Source organism: Kribbella sp. NBC_00482, assembly GCF_036013725.1.
Taxonomy (GTDB): Bacteria; Actinomycetota; Actinomycetes; order Propionibacteriales; family Kribbellaceae; genus Kribbella.
Genome location: NZ_CP107881.1, coordinates 3472962 through 3491230 on the forward strand (window position 1 = coordinate 3472962; position 18269 = coordinate 3491230).

The 18269-nt window shown below is 64.4% G+C and carries 18 protein-coding genes and 1 pseudogene; 11 read left to right on the forward strand and 8 right to left on the reverse strand.

Annotated features, from left to right (window positions below):
• The first annotated feature begins 586 nt into the window (after positions 1-586).
• Positions 587-3043 carry a tetratricopeptide repeat protein gene (locus OHB24_RS17185; RefSeq protein ID WP_327640045.1) on the forward strand — a complete coding sequence of 819 codons (2457 nt, stop codon included), beginning with the start codon at positions 587-589 and terminating at the stop codon, positions 3041-3043.
• A 709-nt stretch (positions 3044-3752) separates the two neighbouring features.
• Here OHB24_RS17185 and OHB24_RS17190 read toward each other — a convergent pair.
• On the reverse strand, positions 3753-4208 hold the full coding sequence (locus OHB24_RS17190; protein ID WP_327640046.1) for a helix-turn-helix domain-containing protein: 456 nt from the start codon (positions 4206-4208) through the stop codon (positions 3753-3755).
• A gap of 162 nt (positions 4209-4370) precedes the next feature.
• Entirely contained in the window at positions 4371-5213 is an 843-nt protein-coding gene (locus OHB24_RS17195) for a site-specific integrase (protein WP_327640047.1), read from the reverse strand.
• 526 nt (positions 5214-5739) lie between these two features.
• On the opposite strand from OHB24_RS17195, the gene OHB24_RS17200 reads away from it, so the two are divergent.
• From OHB24_RS17200 to OHB24_RS17225, 6 genes are all read left to right on the forward strand, one after another.
• On the forward strand, positions 5740-6333 hold the full coding sequence (locus tag OHB24_RS17200; RefSeq protein ID WP_134130473.1) for a PadR family transcriptional regulator: 594 nt from the start codon (positions 5740-5742) through the stop codon (positions 6331-6333).
• Between the two features lie 104 nt (positions 6334-6437).
• Positions 6438-7403 carry an ATP-binding cassette domain-containing protein gene (locus tag OHB24_RS17205; RefSeq protein ID WP_327640048.1) on the forward strand — a complete coding sequence of 322 codons (966 nt, stop codon included), beginning with the start codon at positions 6438-6440 and terminating at the stop codon, positions 7401-7403.
• Positions 7400-8245: an ABC transporter permease gene (locus OHB24_RS17210; RefSeq protein ID WP_134130471.1), complete on the forward strand. Its 846-nt coding sequence runs from the start codon at positions 7400-7402 to the stop codon at positions 8243-8245. Before OHB24_RS17205 ends, OHB24_RS17210 begins: the two co-directional genes overlap by 4 nt.
• Positions 8246-8348: 103 nt before the next feature.
• The gene (locus OHB24_RS17215; protein ID WP_090791372.1) at positions 8349-8771 is read left to right on the forward strand and encodes a DoxX family protein; all 423 of its coding nucleotides are present in this window, start codon (positions 8349-8351) and stop codon (positions 8769-8771) included.
• Positions 8772-8819: 48 nt separating this feature from the next.
• Positions 8820-9632, forward strand: a complete 813-nt coding sequence (locus OHB24_RS17220; RefSeq protein ID WP_238175466.1) for an alpha/beta fold hydrolase — start codon at positions 8820-8822, stop codon at positions 9630-9632.
• A gap of 420 nt (positions 9633-10052) precedes the next feature.
• The gene (locus OHB24_RS17225) at positions 10053-10976 is read left to right on the forward strand and encodes a hypothetical protein (protein WP_327641176.1); all 924 of its coding nucleotides are present in this window, start codon (positions 10053-10055) and stop codon (positions 10974-10976) included.
• A 170-nt stretch (positions 10977-11146) separates the two neighbouring features.
• Here OHB24_RS17225 and OHB24_RS17230 read toward each other — a convergent pair whose 3' ends face one another.
• Entirely contained in the window at positions 11147-11557 is a 411-nt protein-coding gene (locus OHB24_RS17230) for a nuclear transport factor 2 family protein (protein WP_327640049.1), read from the reverse strand.
• Positions 11558-11646: 89 nt separating this feature from the next.
• Between OHB24_RS17230 and OHB24_RS17235 the strand changes: the two genes are divergently transcribed.
• Positions 11647-12216 (forward strand): TetR/AcrR family transcriptional regulator, encoded by a 570-nt coding sequence (locus tag OHB24_RS17235; RefSeq protein ID WP_327640050.1) that lies wholly within the window; start codon positions 11647-11649, stop codon positions 12214-12216.
• Between the two features lie 65 nt (positions 12217-12281).
• On the opposite strand, the gene OHB24_RS17240 is transcribed toward OHB24_RS17235, so the two are convergent.
• Together OHB24_RS17240 and OHB24_RS43300 are read right to left on the reverse strand one after the other, a co-directional pair.
• Positions 12282-13226: a hypothetical protein gene (locus tag OHB24_RS17240; RefSeq protein ID WP_327640051.1), complete on the reverse strand. Its 945-nt coding sequence runs from the start codon at positions 13224-13226 to the stop codon at positions 12282-12284.
• Positions 13227-13443: 217 nt separating this feature from the next.
• Positions 13444-13890 (reverse strand): Tn3 family transposase, encoded by a 447-nt coding sequence (locus OHB24_RS43300; protein ID WP_442913975.1) that lies wholly within the window; start codon positions 13888-13890, stop codon positions 13444-13446.
• Positions 13891-13916: 26 nt separating this feature from the next.
• Between OHB24_RS43300 and OHB24_RS17245 the strand changes: the two are divergent.
• The 3 genes and pseudogenes from OHB24_RS17245 to OHB24_RS17255 all read left to right on the forward strand — a co-directional run.
• Positions 13917-14207 (forward strand): annotated as a pseudogene (locus OHB24_RS17245) (aldehyde dehydrogenase family protein); the annotation flags it as partial.
• A gap of 176 nt (positions 14208-14383) precedes the next feature.
• The gene (locus OHB24_RS17250; protein ID WP_327640052.1) at positions 14384-15241 is read left to right on the forward strand and encodes a phosphotransferase; all 858 of its coding nucleotides are present in this window, start codon (positions 14384-14386) and stop codon (positions 15239-15241) included.
• A gap of 172 nt (positions 15242-15413) precedes the next feature.
• The gene (locus tag OHB24_RS17255; protein ID WP_327640053.1) at positions 15414-15656 is read left to right on the forward strand and encodes a hypothetical protein; all 243 of its coding nucleotides are present in this window, start codon (positions 15414-15416) and stop codon (positions 15654-15656) included.
• Positions 15657-15785: 129 nt separating this feature from the next.
• Here OHB24_RS17255 and OHB24_RS17260 read toward each other — a convergent pair whose 3' ends face one another.
• The 3 genes from OHB24_RS17260 to OHB24_RS17270 all read right to left on the reverse strand — a co-directional run bounded on the left by OHB24_RS17260 (position 15786) and on the right by OHB24_RS17270 (position 18001).
• A complete protein-coding gene (locus OHB24_RS17260; protein WP_327640054.1) occupies positions 15786-16412 on the reverse strand; it encodes an HAD family hydrolase in 627 nt (208 codons plus the stop codon).
• Between the two features lie 288 nt (positions 16413-16700).
• Positions 16701-16829, reverse strand: coding sequence for a hypothetical protein (locus tag OHB24_RS17265; RefSeq protein WP_327640055.1), 129 nt, complete (start codon positions 16827-16829; stop codon positions 16701-16703).
• Entirely contained in the window at positions 16826-18001 is a 1176-nt protein-coding gene (locus OHB24_RS17270) for a serine hydrolase domain-containing protein (RefSeq protein WP_327640056.1), read from the reverse strand. Before OHB24_RS17270 ends, OHB24_RS17265 begins: the two co-directional genes overlap by 4 nt.
• Between the last annotated feature and the right edge of the window lie 268 nt (positions 18002-18269).

Here is an 18269-nt window from a genome sequence, read left to right on the forward strand (position 1 = left end):
GTCAGCCGCGGCCGGACGAGACATAAACGCGCCAATTACGATCAATAACCTGATTGGGTCTGAGAAACCAGCGATCCTAGCTGGCGCATCGACGACGCCGCCGCTCAACCTTCTGCCTAACCGCTTGAGCGGGAGGAGCAAGATCGTCCGCGAGATCATTGCAGCTGTGACTGCCGCTCAGCAGGGCCAGCGCAATCATTCAGAGACATTAAATCCTTACTGGGTACTCCATGGCCTTGGAGGAGTCGGAAAATCAGCAATTGCACTCGCTGTCGCTCGCGAGGCGCAGCGAAAAGGCGTCCGGGTATTCTGGATAGTTTCAGCTGATCAGTCAGCCGTCGAGACCGCAATGTGGGCTGTCGCGCGAGATGTTCGTCGGCCCGAAGCGCGCATGCCCGAGTCTCCGATCGAGCCGGGAGCAGTTGACGCAATCTGGGAGATTCTTGAGGCGTCAACTAGCGACTGGCTTCTCATAATGGATAACGCTGATGATCCCAGCGTTCTCGCCGCGGATGGACACCCAGTCAGAGCCGGCAATGGCTGGGTGCGGGCGAGTCGAAGGGGTTTGGTCCTTATAACCAGCAGGATGGGTTCAACGGACATCTGGGGCGAAGAAATCCATGAGCGAAGAGTTGGCCCCTTGTCATCGCGTGCTGGCGCCTCGGTTGTCATGGATTTGATTGGAGCGATCGATCAGCGATACGTCGGTTCGCGCAAGGATGCCGAGTTGCTATCGGACCGTCTCGGCGGTCTACCCCTTGCGTTACGCGCAGCCGGCCAGTACCTGATCTGGGTCAATCGAACGTCTAGGCTCTCTCTCAATGAGTACCGCGCAGCGCTCGATACGCGCTTCGGTGAACTGGTCAGTCGACCGATGGGTCTTTCCGCTGCGGCGCAGGATCGTTCTCGGAATATGGTCATGGCGACTTGGGAGCTTTCGCTTGATTTCCTAGACCAACAAGGCTTCAGAGAGGCTCGAAGGCTGCTGCAGATCTTGTCTACGTATGACGCTTCTCCCGTTCCAATAACGCTGGTCAGGAATCTCGGCGATCGATCATCCGGCGCGGATATGCGGAGATGGAGGAACGCCGATCGGGAGACCAGCCTAAGCATGTCAGACCGCAGGCTGAGTGAGGTCCTCGAAGCTCTCCAACAATTGGCCCTCGTCGACTTCTCTGAGCAGAACAGCTTCATCGCTGACGAGATCCCGAATGAATGGTCGGACGCAATCGTCGTTCATCGGCTCGTGTCTGAGGTGGTCTCCGAGACGCTCAACGCAGATCGGAGGGAGGCGCGGACGATCCGGGACGCAAGTGTGTACAGACTTGAGGCGGTTTGTGGCGAGGTAAGTATGATGTCAGGTGAACATGCATGGCGGCCGCTGCACCTTCTAGAGCCACACCTACGGATGGTCGCGAGGCGCATAGTTGCCGATCATGACTATTGCGGCCGGGCCGCGGCCCGGAGCTTCGCTCGCTCTGTCGCGGCGCTCGCGGTGCACATATCGCACGGCTATGTGTATACGCAGGGTTTAGAGAATCTAAATTCATATCTGGAGCTTGTTCGATGCGCGGCGCGGTCACGATCGCATGTGCGAGTCGTTCTCCACGCCATTGGGCACCGCCTGTGGCAGCTCAACCAATATGACGAAGCTGAGAGAGAACTCCGCGCATCGAATCGTCTTTTCGTTCGGCTATTGTGGAGGCCGTCTGGCATTTTTGCGATGTTTGCCATCACGGCGTGCGGGTTGTCGATGCCGAACTCGACGGAAGCGCAACTCGATTCTATTCAGCTCCAGTTGCGCATTGGGAAACTCTTTCCGGATAGTCAACGCATCCTAAAAATGCGTTTCAATCTTGCGAAAATGCTCCTAGAGGGAGGGAGGTATGTAGAAGCTGAAGCCGAATTCCGTCGGATCTGGAAGGTGTACGAGCTGTCCAATCGTGTGCGAAGCGCGAGCGCTCTCGCAGTTCGTTGTTCGATCGCCGAAGCTTTGCGGATGCGCCGCAACTTCGAAGACGCTGAGGCGGAGTACCGGGCGGTGCTCGCTGTGCAGCACGGGGTGCTTGGCGCCAATGACTCAGGCAGTCGGACGGCGCGTTTTGGGCTGGCGAAGGTGCTGCGTGATAAGAAAAACCTCGATGCCGCCGAGACGGAGTATCGCGCCATATGGTCGGCCGAGGCCGAGGCTCTGGGACGGGACCATCCATCGACTCTCGTTACTTGGTACCAACTCGCCGGCGTTCTGAGTGACCTGAAAGATCTTGAATCCGCGGAGTTCGAGTACCGAGCACTGCTTGAGATGCAACAAAAGTCCTTTGAACCCGATCATGCTGATATTCGGATGACGCGCTACGGTCTGGGTGGCGTGCTTCGCGAACGGGGCAACCTCGATGCGGCCGAGGCTGAATATCGCGCAGTTCTGGCCGCCGAGCGCGAAGCGCATGGTCCCGACCACCGGTCGACGCTAATCGTCCGCAATCGCTTGGCAGGCGTGCTTCGCGATCGGGGAGAGTTTGAGGAAGCTGAAGCAGAGTATCGTGCGATTCTCCATGTTCAACGCGAGATCCTCGAGCCGGAAGACGTACAAGTTTTCACCAACTGGCACGATTTGGCCGTGTCCCTACGCAACAGGGAAGATCTTCAGGCGGCCGAGACGGAATTTTCGTTACTCCTGGCCGCGCAGACTGAAGCACTCGGAGACGACCACCCACACGTACTTCACCTCAGGGCTGACTTGGCCCGGGTCCAAGGAGCGAGGGGACATTTTGAATCGGCAGAGGGGGAGCTTCGTGCGGTGCTCGCTGCACAAAGTGACATGCTTGAGGCCGGCGAGGAAGACATTCGGGTCACTAGGTTCGCATTAGCGACGGTGTTGCGAGACAAAGGCAACCTCACGGACGCGGAAGTCGAATACCGCGCCGTCTTGGCTGCCGAGCAGGAAATCCTTGGCCCGGACCACCCGGAGACACTCACAACCCTGCGCGAACTTACAGAGCTGCTGCGCCATCGAGGACCTGCAACCGACGCGGAAACTGAGTAGTGCGGATGTTCACGAGGTATGGCGTCAGCTCAGGCATCATTGCGGACATTGGCGAAACCTAGTCGCGACGTGTGATGCTGACGACAACAGTAAGTGGCGTCTTGGCGATCTCGGCCACGCCGACTCGCACCTCGTGGCCTTTCTGTGGTCCGAGCGAGGGCTGGCATCGCATAGCTCCTGGCCTCTGGGAAGGCGGCTGATGCCCCCAGGGTGGCATCAGTGAGAGCAGTCCGCGTGGAGCGACCCGTCGCGTGAGCTCCCGATGGTGGGAGCTGATCGCCAGACAGGCGGGGCAATATTCTTGCTCGGGCGAGTCCCAGGGAGCCGAGTTGACCCTCGGGGCACCCAGTCGCACCAGATGTGGTTCGCCGACGATGACCCAATTTATGGTGGTGCGCAGGTGACACGCTTCGACGTCCCGAGGGATGGGGGCAGCACCAACACGCGCTCCCGGTCTGTCAATGGCTCTGTCAATGAACACCAGTCGACTCAAGCCAGGTTTGACAGCGGAGACAGTCCGGATGCCGCGGTTTCCGCCTCTAGACAACCCCATCTATGGCGGCCCTCGCACTTGTAAAGCGGGGGTTAGGGGTTCGAGTCCCCTCACCGGCTCTCTGACCTGGTCATATAACCCGGAAGTGATGAACCTCCGGGCCTCAACCCACCGGTTACCCACCGCTTTGCGGCTCTCGGCCGCCCCGGGGTGCCACTAGATCGCAGGTCCTTCCGGCGTTTGCCGCCCCTGCTCGTGGATGTCGCGGAGAGCCTGTTCGAGATGGCGAGCCGCCTCGGGGTTCCGGGCCCGTCGGCCGACGTAGTCGTCCATCGTCGTTGTCGTCTGCGCGTGCCCCAGTTGGTCTGCGATCTGTCGGGGCGACTGGCCGGACTCCTCCAGAATGGTCGCTGTGGTCTTCCGGAAGACGTGTGCGGTGACCCAGCCGAGTTCGTCAGCCAGCGAGCGCATGCCGGCGAGTTCGGTCAGTTCCAGGAGCGACGTCCGGTCGGCCCGGGACAGCCTGTACAGGTCAGCAAGCTCGGTAGCCTCGCCGGGGTCGAGTCGAACCCGACCGGTCTCAATGAGGCTGATGCGGGTCTTGCGCCAACCGAGGTTCGTGACGACGTCGGTCTGCTTCAGTCCGGCGTTTCGCCGGTGCTGCTGAAGCACCCGCCCTAGTTCCTGCCGACGTTGGCTTCCAACCGGTCGACGGGCCTCGCGCAGTGCCTTCTGAACGTTGTGCGGGTCCCGAAAGCCACCCTCGCTGCTAGGAAAGATGGGGCTGTCCAATGGGGTTCCTGGCATCCATCTGGTCGTCAGCATGTCGAGCGCTCACTGGGGTAGCCCCACGATGCGTTCACCGGCCGGCGACTTGACTCTGCGCCGTATCAGCCCGTGTCCCTTGATTCTCTGGATCTGATGGCTGCAGTCGATCTCACCGGTCGTCCAGTTGAGATCTTCCCAGCTCACAGCCAGACATTCGCCGATGCGCTCGCCAGTGGTCAGCATGAACTTGCACAGGTCGACCAGGTCAGCGCGGACGGCGCGTTCGTCTTGTTCGAGCAGCTCGAACCACTGCTCTCGTTCTTCCTTCTCCAAGGCCCGGGGACGCTTGCGTTTGGACTTGCCGCCGATCTTGATCTCGCGGACCGGGTTCGACGAAATGGCGCCGTGCCTCACCGCGAGACCGAACGTTCCTGTGAGGATGCTCTTGCAGGTCTTGGCGCTCGCCACGCCGACCTCGTCCCTGACCTTCACGATCACCTTGTTGACTCTGGGGATGGTCGCTTCGATCAGTCGCAGCTCGCCGATGCGGGGCTCGAGGTTCTTGTCGTACTGATAGCGATACGTGTCGTACGTTCCTGGAGCCAGCGCATCGTGCTCGACCTTGTCTTTGACCTCGGCCAAGAACAGCTCAGCCGCAATCGACACGCGATCCGTTGACTTCAGCTCCGCAGACTCGGCAACGATCCTCCGTGCCTTGAACTTGGCCCTGAGATTGTTCTCCGCCTCGCCCGCAGTACCTCCCCAAGCCGCTACCCGCCGAGTACGACCGCCGAGGTCTCGATAACGCCCGCTCGCCTCGAACTTGACGGCGCGCCCTCGACAATCACGCTTGATCGGCCGTACGGCGATATTCCCCCACGTCCCGAGCGGAAACGGCTCCCTAGCCATCAGGCCTCCTGACTCACATCGCGCAACGCACACCAGAGGCATGCTCAACGTTTGAGCCATCGGAAACTCGGAGACGGGGACTCGAAACCAGTCGGTGCTGGCAAGGCAGTCAACTGGTCGGAGGGGCCTGACAATGGTGTCGGCGCGGTCGCAAGTCTCGAGGGTTGAGTTCGGGTCGCTGCGGTCGGAGACGTCGACGACGTGGCGAATCCGGACGGGACGATGACGTCCGAGTCTCACACCTCGGCCATTCGATCTACTTGCCGTTCCCTGTCGCGCGAGACGGCGAGGCCGTCTCTCCACCGCACCCGGGCTGTGTCGAAAGCACCACCGAAGAACTCGACCGTCTAGCCGACTGGGGCACTGGGCAACCGGTCGCTCAGCCTCGACCACAAAGTCAGCCCATCCTGCTGGCCCCACCACGGCGCCGGACCAGGAGGGCACCCTAGTGTTGGTGGGAGTTGACACACACCCTGGCGGGCGCGCAAGCGGAGCGAGTCCGAGCAGATTGAGCGGAGGTGGGCGCATGTCGGCGACGAAGCTCCTGGTACTCGGTGTCGTGCACCTCTCCGGCGGCGCGCATGGCTACCAGGTGCGGTCCGAACTGCAGAGCTGGGGTGTGGAGATTTGGGCCAAGATCAAGCCCGGCTCGATTTATCACGCGCTGAAGAAGGCGGCGGCTGATGGCCTCCTCACCGAACACCCCGAGCCGGGCAACTCCGGGCCGGAGCGCGTTCTGTACCGCGCGACAGCTCGGGGACGTGACGAGATAGTCGAACTTGTCCGCGACGGTCTGCGGCGCACCCACGACCCGGCCATGCTCAACGCGGCCATCGCCATGTTGCCCATGCTGACCAGGACAGATGCCATCGCGCACGTCAACGAGCGAGTCGCGCGCCTGGAAGCGGAGCTCGTAGAGCAGGCCAAGTGGCGGGAGCACCCCAATCGGGACACCCCCGAGCACGTCCGCGATCAGGCCGAACTGTGGGCGGGACACGCACGCACCGAACTGGAGTGGGCGAAGAGCCTGAGCAAACGACTGGCTGAGGGCGCCTACACCATGGCCGATGATCCGGGTTCGTGGCGAACGGTCCCCGATCACCTCAAGATGCGCTTCTAATCAAACTTGACTAGACGTTCCTCCTCGTGCACTCTGGCCAAGTAACCAAACTTGACTAGTGCTCAACCAATCCGTTCGCAACACCGAGAGAAGGAATCGAACCCATGGGAAAGCTCGCGATCGAGACGAGAGGGTTGAAGAAGAGCTTCGGCAAGACCCACGCGGTCGCCGGTGTGGACCTGGCCGTGAGCGCCGGGGGCGTGTACGGCGTGCTCGGCCCGAACGGGGCGGGCAAGACCACCACGATCCGCATGCTGGCCACGCTCCTGCGCCCCGACGCCGGAGAGGCGCAAGTGCTCGGCTACGACGTCGTGCGTGACGCCCAGGCGGTGCGGAGCAGGGTGGGCCTCACCGGGCAGTTCGCGTCGGTCGACGAGGACCTCACCGGGGTGGAGAACCTGTTGCTGCTCGCCAGGCTGCTCGGCTACTCACGCCGCCTAGGCAGGGAGCGGGCGACCGACCTGCTCGACGCGTTCGGTCTTGCCGAGGCGGCCGACCGGCAGGTGAAGAAGTACTCCGGCGGGATGCGCCGGCGCATCGACATCGCGGCGAGCCTGGTCGTCACCCCCGAACTGATCTTCCTCGACGAGCCCACGACCGGGCTCGATCCGCGCAGCAGGAACCAGGTCTGGGAGATCGTCAGGGGCATGGTCGCCGAGGGCGCCACCGTGTTGCTGACCACGCAGTACCTCGACGAGGCCGACCAGCTGGCCGACCGGATAGCGGTGATCGACCACGGGAAGGTGATCGCCGAGGGCACGAGCGGCGAGCTCAAGGCATCGGTCGGCGCCGGCTCGCTGCACGTACGGCTACGTGCGCCCGAGCAGCGGGCCGAGGCAGAGCGGGTCCTCGCCGGCGTCCTCGAGGTGCCGGCCGAGCCGTCCGCTGACCCGGCTGCGCTGTCCGCGCGGATCTCCGACCCCGAGCGGGTCGCCCGTTCCCTGGCCGAGCTGTCCCGCAGCGGCATCGACGTCACCGAGTTCGCGCTCGGTCAGCCGAGCCTGGACGAGGTGTTCCTCGCCCTGACCGGGCACGCCGCCGAGGAGACACCCGAGGAGGATGCCGCATGAATGCCACGTCCGCAGAGCAGGCGTCGGCGCCGGTCACCGAGGACGCGCTCCGCAGTGTGCTGTTGGCCGGCGAGCGGCCGTCGCGCCCCGGTCCGGTGCTCACCTCGTTGACATTCGGCTGGCGCGCTTTGCTGAAGATCAAACACGTCCCGGAGCAGCTCGTCGACGTGACCATGTTCCCGATCATGTTCACGCTGATGTTCACCTACCTGTTCGGTGGCGCGCTCGCCGGGTCGACTCAGGAGTACCTGCAGTTCCTGCTGCCCGGCATCCTGGTGCAGGCGAACGTCATGATCACCATGAACACTGGCATCACGCTGAACACCGACATCCAGAAGGGGGTGTTCGACAGGTTCAGGTCACTTCCGGTGTGGCGACCGTCGCCGCTGGTCGGCGCCCTGCTCGGCGATCTGGTGCGCTACTCGATCGGGTCGGCGATCGTGATCACGCTCGGACTGGTCCTAGGGTTCCGGCCGGAGGGTGGCGCCGTCGGGGTAGTGCTCTCGGTGGTGCTGCTACTGGTGTTCTCGTTCTGCCTGTCGTGGCTGTGGACGATGCTCAGCCTGATCCTGCGCACGCCGAACTCGGTGGCGGGGGTCAGCATGATGGTGATGTTCCCGCTCACGTTCGTGAGCAACATCTTCGTGGACCCGAAGACGATGCCCGGGTGGATGCAGGCGGTCGTCGAGGTCAACCCGATCACCCACCTGGCGACCGTGGTACGCGGCCTGATGGACGGCTCGGTCCCGGCCGGGGAAATCGGCTGGGTGCTCGTCTCGTCCGTACTTCTCGTCGCGGTGTTCGGTCCCATCACCATGGTCCTCTACCGCAACAAGAAGTAGATGCCGCTACCGCGAGCACTTGGTCGAAATCAACTCCGACAACCCGGCCCACTCGGCCAACGCCATCACCGGTACCAGGCCCGGACACGACAAGGAGAGCCGAATGAGCACCATCCCCAAGAACAACTCGGAAACCGTTGCGCACACGCCCGGGCGGGCGAGCAGCATCGGGGTCTGGATTCTGCAAGTCGTGCTGGCGGCGATAATCGCCGGCGGCGGAATCTCGAAGCTCGCCGGCGACCCGGTCATGGTGGACATGTTCGCCGACATCGGGGCTGGCCAGTGGCTCCGGTACCTGGTCGGAGCGCTGGAGGTCGCGGGAGGGGTTGGACTTCTGATCCCGGCTCTGGCGGGCCTGGCCAGTCTCGGGTTGGCGGCATTGCTGACCGGTGCTGTCATCACCGATCAGTTCGTGCTCGAGCAGAGCCCTTGGCTGCCGCTCGCCTTTCTCGTCGTGGCGGCCGTGATCGCAAGGGCGCGGTGGTCGCGCACCGAGGCCGTCGTCGGCACGCTGCTCAGGCGCTGAGACAAACCTCTCGAACGGAGATGTGAGATGAACGAGATGGCCTTTCGCGTGACATCAAACGATGGCACCACCATCGCCTACGACCGGAAGGGCAGCGGCCCGGCTGTCGTCCTGGTAGGCGGCGCACAGGACGACGGAGCCGAGAACGCTCCCTTGATACCTGCTCTCGCCGAGCACTTCACGGTTTACAACTATGCCCGTCGGGGACGCGGCGCGAGCGGCTTCACCGAGCCCTACGCCGTGGAAAGGGAGATCGAGGACCTGGATGCGTTGATCGCGGAGGCGGGCGGCTCGGCGCACCTGTTCGGGGCGTCCTCTGGTGGCGCTCTGGCGCTGGAAGCCGCCGCGGCCGGGTCAGCCATCGACACGATCGCCGTGTGGGAGGTGCCCTACGCGGTCGGGGACGACATACGCCCGCGATTCGAGGAGTACGTCGCGGACACCCGACGCGCCTTCGACGCCGGGCGAGACGAGGAGGTTCTCGAACTGTTCATGCGCATGACCGGCGCCTCCGACGACAACATCGCGGCCAGGAAAGCGGCAGGCAAGCAGACGGCGCATTGGGCGGATTCGGTCGCCCTCGCGCCCACGCTGGTCCACGACAGCCTCTTCCTCAACCGCTACCAGTTGCCGGCCGATCGACTGGCAACGGTCACCCAACCGGTCCTGGTCACCACCGGAGGACCGATCACGGTCCCCTACATGGCAGGCCTGCCCTCGGACTTCTTCGACCGCGCAGCCGACGAGCTTGCAGACCTACTACCCCACGCTCAACGGGAGACCCTCGAGGGGCCGGATCACGTCGTCGACCCACAGATCGTCGGCCCGCTGTTGCTACGGTTCTTCAGCAGCGAACACTGAGGGCCCGCGAGGTGTTGCGGGAAGACCGATCAGGCACCGCGCAAGCAGATCTTCGTCGCGCCAGGGACACGGGGCGGACAGGTGGTGTCGAGGTTAATGTCGTCGTCGGCATCACAGGCCTGATCCTGGGCGTGCTCGTCACCAACGTCTTCGTCACCACGCAAGGCCGGGCCGTCGTACTGACCTGGGCTTCAGTGGGACTCGATCTGGCCTACTCGCGGCTCATCGGCTCCGTCGTCGGTCGTACCCCGCACTCCGGGCCGCCTCAGTACCGCCCACCGAACCCCTGCGCAGCACATGACCAGGCACCTCGGTAGGGCCAGTGATTCCGGGCTGTGGTCGCATGCGGTCACCGTTCCCGGGCGGTGGCCCGGTGCCGAAAGTCGTGCCCACGGCGTGCTCACGTCAGGAGTGCCACCGATGACGCAGCCGCGTTCCCGGGTCGACCTGTACGCGGCGATCCGACGGGATGCCCGATCTGGGATGTCCAACCGCGCGCTGCAGCGCAAGCACGGCGTCGGCTTCCGAACCGTGACAGCGGCGCTGGAATCTGCATGGCCGAAGGAGAGAAAGCAACCGCCCAAACGCGACTCACGGCTTGACGCGTACCGAGTGGTGATCGACGACTGGCTGCGCTCGGACCTCGACGCGCCGCGGAAGCAGCGACACACGGCGAAGCGGATCTTCGATCGACTGCTTGACGAACGTGACGGGGCCGGGGTGGTGTCGTACTATCTGCCGGTGGGATCAGCGCTCCTGATCACCGAGGCCTTTGATTGGCATCCGTACTTCGAACGTGGTGGAGCGGTTGGCAGGAACCGTCCAACCTCACCCTGCTCTCGGATCCACTGCGACAATCAATCCATGCACGAGACGCTGCCGGCGAAAGTAGGCACCTTCCTCGGCGAGAACCGGTTGCCGGGGGAGCAGGTCACCCACGCCGTCCCCGTCTACGCCGTGGGCGGTGCCCACTACAACTCTCGACCCAGCCTCCTCGGCCGCTTGCTGTTCGCCGGCCAAGGCGATGTCGGAGAGATCTATGGCACGGAACTGCGCATGCCGCAGCACGCCATCATCGCGTTGACGGCGCACCGCCTGCTGATCTTTCAGCAGAGCGCCTTTCGTTTCGCGCCGAAAGCGCTCGTCCACGACGTGCCGTTCGCCAGGCTGTCTTGGATGCGCCAAGCGATCGCCGGCCACGGCCCGGCGCACGTTCAGCGGGTCACGCTCGGCGTCACCGACCCCGCGGTAATACGCTGGGAGTATCCGCGCCTGAACATTCCGGACGGACAGGCCCTCAACGACGAACTCCGACGGCAGGTGCCGGCGGGGGACACGCTCTGAATCTAGTTGTTGCGTGGCAGGGAGCGCACATAGCTCATCGCTTGAGCCCTCATTTCGTTGCGATGTCCTTCGATGCGAAGAACCCCCCAATATTGCCGGTCGTGGCCACCATGAGCGGCACCTTCAAGCTGACGGTGCGCTGATCGCTTCCCGGCTGGTGACCGTACTGTCTAGCTCAAATCGGGGATGCCAGCGGCGCCGACGTAGTCGCGGAACAGCTTGATCTCGCCGTTGTGGATGCGGAAGACCTGGATGCACGTGGCTTGGAAGGGTACGCCGGTCGTGGTGTGGCGCGCCTCGCTGACCAGTTCGACGATCACCACCTCGGGATCCACGGTCTGGTGCAGCTGGACGATCCGCAGGTCAGTGATCTCCACCGGACGGTCGGCGGTGTTCAGGGAGAACTCGCGGATGGCTTCGCGACCCTCCAAGCGGGCGGGCAGGCTACCGACGGCGAACGGCAGCTCGATCACGCCATCCTCCGCGAACAGGCCCGCGAACGACTCGTAGTCACGGGCAAGGAGGTGCTGGCGGCGAAGTTCCAGTACGTCGAGTGGGCTCCGGCCGGCTGGATCAGTCATGACATCTCACTTTCGTTGAACGCTTGTAGAACGGTTCAACGAGCGTAGAACGAAAACCGGGACTATTCAACACCCGTAGAATGAATCCGGTGAACGAGAGCAAGCGGACGCAGCAGCGGATCGACACGCAGGAGCGGATCCTGGCCGAGGCGCGGCGGTTGTTCGCCGAGGCCGGGTACGACCGGACCACGATCCGGGCGGTTGCCGCGGCGGCGCAGGTCGATGCCGGCCTGGTGATGCACTATTACGCGAGCAAGGAGCAGCTGTTCGCACTCGCCACCCGCGCCGAGTTCCCGGCGGTGACGGGCGAAACCGCCGAGGAGGTCGCCGAGCAGTTGCTCGATGGTCTTCGGCAGTCACTGATCGAGGAGCCGATCGGTTCGCTCGCCGCGCTGCGGTCGATGCTCACCCATCCCGACGCGGCGGCGGGAGTGCGCGTCAAGCACTCCGAGCGGATCAAGGTCGGCAAAGCCATCCGGGGCGACGACGGCGAGCTTCGTGCCGCCGTGATCAGCGCCGTACTGATCGGCGTCGTCCTCGGCCGCCACCTGATCAAGCTCGACCAGCTCGCCGACGCCGACCCCGACGAGATCGTCGAACTCCTCCGCCCCGCTGTCGAATCCCTCACTGGTGCCGACCACCCGCAGCCCGACGGGTAGAGGCAACCCTGGACTTGTACAGAGGCCTGCTCCCTCCCGGCAGGGCTGGGAGGGAGCATTGGGGTTCAGTCGCCGACGCGTTGCGGGCCGTAGGCGCCGGTGAGCAGGAAGTTGACCTTCGCGCCGAAGGTCGCCTTGAAGCTGCCGAAGCTTCGGATCGCGGTGGTCGGGCCGGTGGTGCGGCCGACGGCGAAGACGGTCCCGAGGTTGGTCTCGTGGTCGAACGCTGTCAGCAGCGTGCTGGTCGCGCCGCAGCGCTGCGCGACCAGTTCGTCGTAGCCGCCGAACCCGCTGGCGCGGACCTGGGTCACGATCGGCTTCATCGGCGCGGTCACGGGGATCCGCACGGTGTAGAGCTGGCCGCCCCGGGTGGTGACGAGCAGCGTGTCGTACGCCGCGGTCTCGGCGATCAGCGTCATCGCCCGGACCGAGCTGAAGCCCGGCGCCGAGCCGTACGCCTTGGGTGCGGCCGACACCTTGTAGCGGTAGATCGACCCGTTGGCGTGCAGGCCGTACAGGAAGTAGTGCTGGTTGGCGCCGTACACGTAGTTGGAGTCGGTGATCTGATTGAAACCGCTCCAGCCGGTGCCCAGCTTGGTCGCCCGGACGGTCGGCGTGGTCGCTGTGCCGGTGTAGATCGTGGCCGCGGCGTACAGGTTCGCGCCCTGCAGGATCATGCCGTAGTACGCGTCGGTGGACCGGTCGGACTCTTCGTACCAGGTCGAGCTCGCCCGGACCCCGAACAGCTTGTACTGACTCAGGTTCGCCACCGTCGGTGGCTTGGTGGCAGTGATGTCGTAGCCGCCGGCGGTACCGGTGGCGTTGACGGCACCGACCGACACGCCGCATGCCGCGGTGGCGGCCTGGGCGGCGGTGGTCGGCAAGGTGGCGGCGGCCTTGCCGGCAGCCCGGAACGACTCCGGCCCCGGCCTGGCCGCATCCGCGGTCAGAGGGACCGCCGCTGCCGTGGCCAGGCTCAGGCCGGCGATCGTCAGCGCAACACGTCGCATGCTCAACACAGAAGTTTCCTTTCGCTACACACAAACCCACGGACGAATCGCCCGTACTCGGTTAAAGACGTTCCAACCGAGTGATTGGTTGAGTACCAATTTTCCTATCTCGTGCGCGACGGATCGCCTGTTCCAATTCGTTGCCGGTGGCGTGCTCTTCGCGTTGTATGCCGTAGATCTCGGCAATCATGACGATCGGGAGTTGCTGAGAAAACTCTCAGCAACAATGGTGGTGGGAATTGCTGAGAATTTTCTCAGTAACGTATTTGCCTGGATGGCGATATAGCCGGTGCTGGCCCGGCTCGGTGACCGCCTGGTCATCGGTGCTTGTCCTGGTGCCGGCATTAGGTGAGGTAGTCACTGTCTCGATCTCGGCGTGCCCGCATGCAGCTAATGACGCGGTTTGTAGCGGTGCTGATTTCGCTCGCGTTGCTGGCGTCGGGTTGTCGCGAGTGATGTAGTGCCGGCGGACGTGCCGCAGTTGCGCCTCGGTCTCGCCGTGCTCCCCAGTCGACACGATGGGCTTGATGCCCATGTTGGTGCCGAGCGCGAACAGGCACAGCAACAACCGGCGGCAACCACATCGAGTACCAGCCGCTCGGCGTGGTCGGCATGATCTCACCGTGGAACTACGCGTCAACCTGTCACTGATGCCAGTCGTCACCGCGATCGCCGCCGGATCATCTCGTCTTCACCGGAAGCACCGCCGTCGGACGAGCCGTCATGAAGGCGGCCAGCGAGAACCTCGTCCCCGTCACCCTCGAACTCGGCAGCAAGTCACCAGCCATCGTCGCCAAGGGACACGTGCACGACCAGGCAGTCGCCGACATCGTCTTCGGGAAGCTGCTCAGCGGCGGGCAGACCTGCATGGCCCCCGACTACGCCCTGGTACACCACTCCGAGCTCGACACCTTCATCGACAGCTACGACAGGCTGGTGAAAGCCGCCTACCCCGACGGCCCGACCCCGGCCCTACCGTGATCGCCATGCACCGACCTAGGCTGTTGACGTTCGCCTCAGACCCCGGCACCCTCCGGGCCGGCGACCACCCGATCACGGTAGGTGCGCGAGTCCGCCGTCGATGCTATGTCTATGGTGCCTATCGGCGATAGGGAAATGGATGGTCGGCCACGCGCTGGTGGTGGGAGCATGCGCGTGTGATCGATGCGGTGGTTGAACATTTTCGGCTTGGTCGGCGTCTTGCCCCGGCCGCCCGTGTCCCGGGCGGACTGTCGAACGAGATGTGGCGAGTGGTGACCGAGTCCGGCAGCTATGCGGTCAAGCGGATGGTGGCCAGTGTTGATCGACCGGACTTCGTCGCCAATATCGAGGCGTCGTTCGAGATCGAACGACGCGCGTATGCAGGCGGCGTGCCGATGCCGAGGCCAGTGGTTGAGCCGGTGAGCGGTGGCGCGCTTGCTCGGATTGGCACGTCGTTGGTGCGTGTCCATGAGTGGGCGGATTCGACGCCAGGTGACGTATCTGTGCTCGAGGTGATGGGTCTGCTGGGGCGAATCCACGCTGTCGGTGGAACGCGACTCGATGAGCGGCGTGGTGGCGTGTGGGAGTCACAGCGCTGGGGCCAGGACATCACGGTGCTTGCCGAGCTTGTCACCGCAGGGGCGCCCGCGCGACTGCTGGCCGTGGACAGCCATCGCGACTTGGATCGTAAGAACGTGCTCCGCTCCGAACACGGTGTGCTCGCCCTGGATTGGGACGCTGCAGGGCCAATTCCGGCGGTTCAAGAGGTAGTGGCCGTTGCCTTGGACTGGGCTGGCTTTGACGCGGTCGCCTTCCGGGCTGCGGTCGATGCTTATCGGTCGACTGTTGGCATCGAGCTGCCCGCCGAGCCATGGGTGTTCGGGGGTTGGGTGGCCGGTCAGGGAGAGTGGCTCGACTACAACGCTGACCACCGCATCGACACCGAGCTCGGGCGTGACGAGGTGGCGGCCGCGCGCGATCGCCTCCGCGGCCTGGCTGCATCGATCGACAAACTGCTGGACGCTCTGCGGTGATGAAAAACGCCGGATCGCGTTCTGGGCGGCTATCTCTGCAGTGCTGTACGAGGGGGTAGCAACTTTCCGAGCCTGCCCGGTATCTAGTGGGGTAGAGCGTTCCGGGGACGCCGAGGGGCCGGCTCGTTGATCGGCCTGGGTCGGGCCGAGAGCGTCGCCGTACCCTCACCGCATGCTCGCCCGGCGTCGACGCGACCAGCGGCCTCGCCTCGGTCGGCGAGGTGTCCAGGCAGCGCTGGAGCGCGTCGAACGACAACCGGCGGTCGACCAGGATCACCAGCTCGCCGTCCAGCACGACCCCGTCCGGGAGCTGCCGTACGGCGGCCTTCGCGACGTCAGTCAGATCGTTGCGCTGCCGCGACCACAACCGCCCGTGCCGCCAGACCGGACGATCGCGACCCGACTAGTTGACTGAACTCTTCAGCGCGTCGGGATGGCCGCTTGGCGAGGTGACTAGCGAGGGTGTGCCGGTGGCAGTTCCTGAGGTTGGTATCGACCGCGGTCCGGCCACCCATCGAGATCCCAGCGGGGCATGTGCCCGGTATCACCCGGCGACGGCCAACAATTCCAGCACATCTCGGGGAGTGTTCAGGGTGACGTCGGCGGGCTCGGCTGGATCGTACATGTGGCCCCAGGCTGCGGACGCGCTTTGACTGCCTGCTGCCTTGGCGGCCTGGAGGTCCAAGGGGGAATCACCCACCATCAGCAGGTTCTCGGGCGCCGTAAACAGTCGTCTCGCGGCCAACAGCATGCCGTCTGCCGCAGGCTTGGGCCGCTCAACCTGGTCACCCCCGATCACGATGTCCGCCTCCAAGCCGGCCGCGCCGAGCAGGATCTGCGCTGCTCTGGTGCTCGCACCGGTGAAGACCGCCACGGACCTACCCCGCTCACGCAAGGCCGCCATCGTCTGCGCGACACCCGGGTACAGAGCCACCTCCACATCGTCCAGTTCTCGGTAATACGCCTCACACTCGTCCACCGTCAGCTTCCGCCCGACCAGGAACGACAAGATGACCTCCGGGGTGCCACGCCCGTACGCGGCCGTCACCTCGTCGATCTCAACCTCCGGCCCCTCCAGGGCAGCCACTGCGCGCACGAACGCCTCGGGCACCACCTGAGTCGTGTCAAGCAGTGTTCCGTCCATATCCCACACCACATTCTGAAGACCCATAGCCACCAGTATCGATAGAGACGGGGTTGGCAGCCAGCGTCCTGGTGTCGCCCTGAGCAAGCAGGCCAGGGCCGCCACGTGCGGCGAGGCTGTGTCGTCGCTCGGGCTCGGCCTTGAGGTGCCCGAGAAGGTTGTCGAGTGTGCGGTCCAGGGTCTTCTTCAGTGACCTGCGCAGGAGGCGTGGCGGCAGCCGCTGAGCGTCTCAGCGGTTCTGACTCGTGTGGTGGACTCGTCGATGCGCTCGAGTGTCCAGACCTGGTGTGCGTTGATGCCGAGCGTCTTGCGTGTCTACGACATCAGCCGTGGGCGATCGACGGCGCCGATCACGGATCTGATCGTGCCTGGTCCGGCCTTGGAGGTGAACGTCGTTCCTTCGTCGATCTCGGCGGGATCTTGACGGACGCCTGGCTGCGTCATGGTGCCACCTGACCCCCGCAGTACGCCTTGAGGAGCACGTTGCGCATGGCTTGGAGCACGGGGTGATCGTGAGGGAGGCCGTCGATGTTGACGACTACGACGACTTGCCGGGTGCCGCCTTGGCTGTTCCAGGCCGCGGTCGTGTAGCCGGGGATCTCGGAGTCGTGACCCCAGGCGTCACCGCAGGGGAACGTCTCTCTTAGCAGCCCCAGGCCCCAGCCGCCGCCGGGGATTCCCGCGTCGATGGACCCTGGCGGGTCGGTGGCGACCGGGTCGATGGTCTGCATGGCATTCAGGATCTGAGGCTTGAGCAGGTGGCCGCGGAGCAGCGCGCGGTAGAAGCGGGCGACGTCGTCGGCGTTGGACAAGATCGCTCCCGAGGCGCCGAACAGGGTCGGGCTGAGCGCCGTGAAGTCGGTCGGCTCTGGTTCGAAGAGTAGCCAGTAACCGTGGATGTACGAGCCACGGATTTGTGACGAGTTGGGGTAGCTGGTGTGGCCGAGCCCGAGCGGCTTGAAGATGCGGCTGCGAAGCTCGGACCCGATCGAGTTGCCGGTGGCTGCCTCGACGATCATCGCGAGCAGCAGATAGTTGGTGTTCGAGTACGCCCAGCCTGTTCCGGGCGCGAAGAGCGGGTCGTGTTCGGCCGCGATCCTGACGCCCTCGCGGGGATCGAAGATCCGGGTCAGGTCCCCACCCAAGATGTAGGGAGGTATGACTCTGTCGTCTTGTGCGTAGTCGAAGATGCCGCTGGTGTGGTTGAGCAGCTGGCGGATGGTGATGGCCTCGCCGTTGGGGAAGACTCCGGGGAGCCACCGCTCGATGGTGTCGTTGAGCCTGAGCACTCGCTGGCCGACCAGCTGGAGGACGACGGTGGCCGTGAACGACTTCGTGACGCCACCGATCCGGTTCCGGTCGCCGACGTGTATCGGCGTCAGCGGCGCGAGGTTGCCGTACCCGCTGGAGAAGCGGAAGGTTCGATCGCCGACCCGCACCAACGCGATTGCACCCGGTGCGCCGGCCGCGACGACCTGATCGAGTGCGGCCTGAACTCCTGGCGGCGACTGACCGGTCGAGGACCATGCCGGAGCGGCTGGCGTCGGCCCACCTGACGCCGAGACGGCTGGCGCCGTTGCCAGGCTTGCCGCGGCGGCGAGCGCGATGATTGCCACCCACCAAGGCCTCGCCAATCGGGAAAGGGCCGACCGCGATCCGGTCAAGGTCGTGGTGGAGGAGCGTTGGCTCCGCGGTGCATCCAGTCGTGACATGCTGGGCGATCCCCTCAGCGAGCGGGACCAGGCGTTTCCCCCACCACGTCCCGAGTACGTACGGACCTTCGGTGGCCCGTGCCCCGTACCCGACTGCCAAAGGTGAGACCCAGTGGTCCAGGGGTCGTTTGCACTGGCTACAGAATATGTTCGACGTACAGAAACAAGTCAA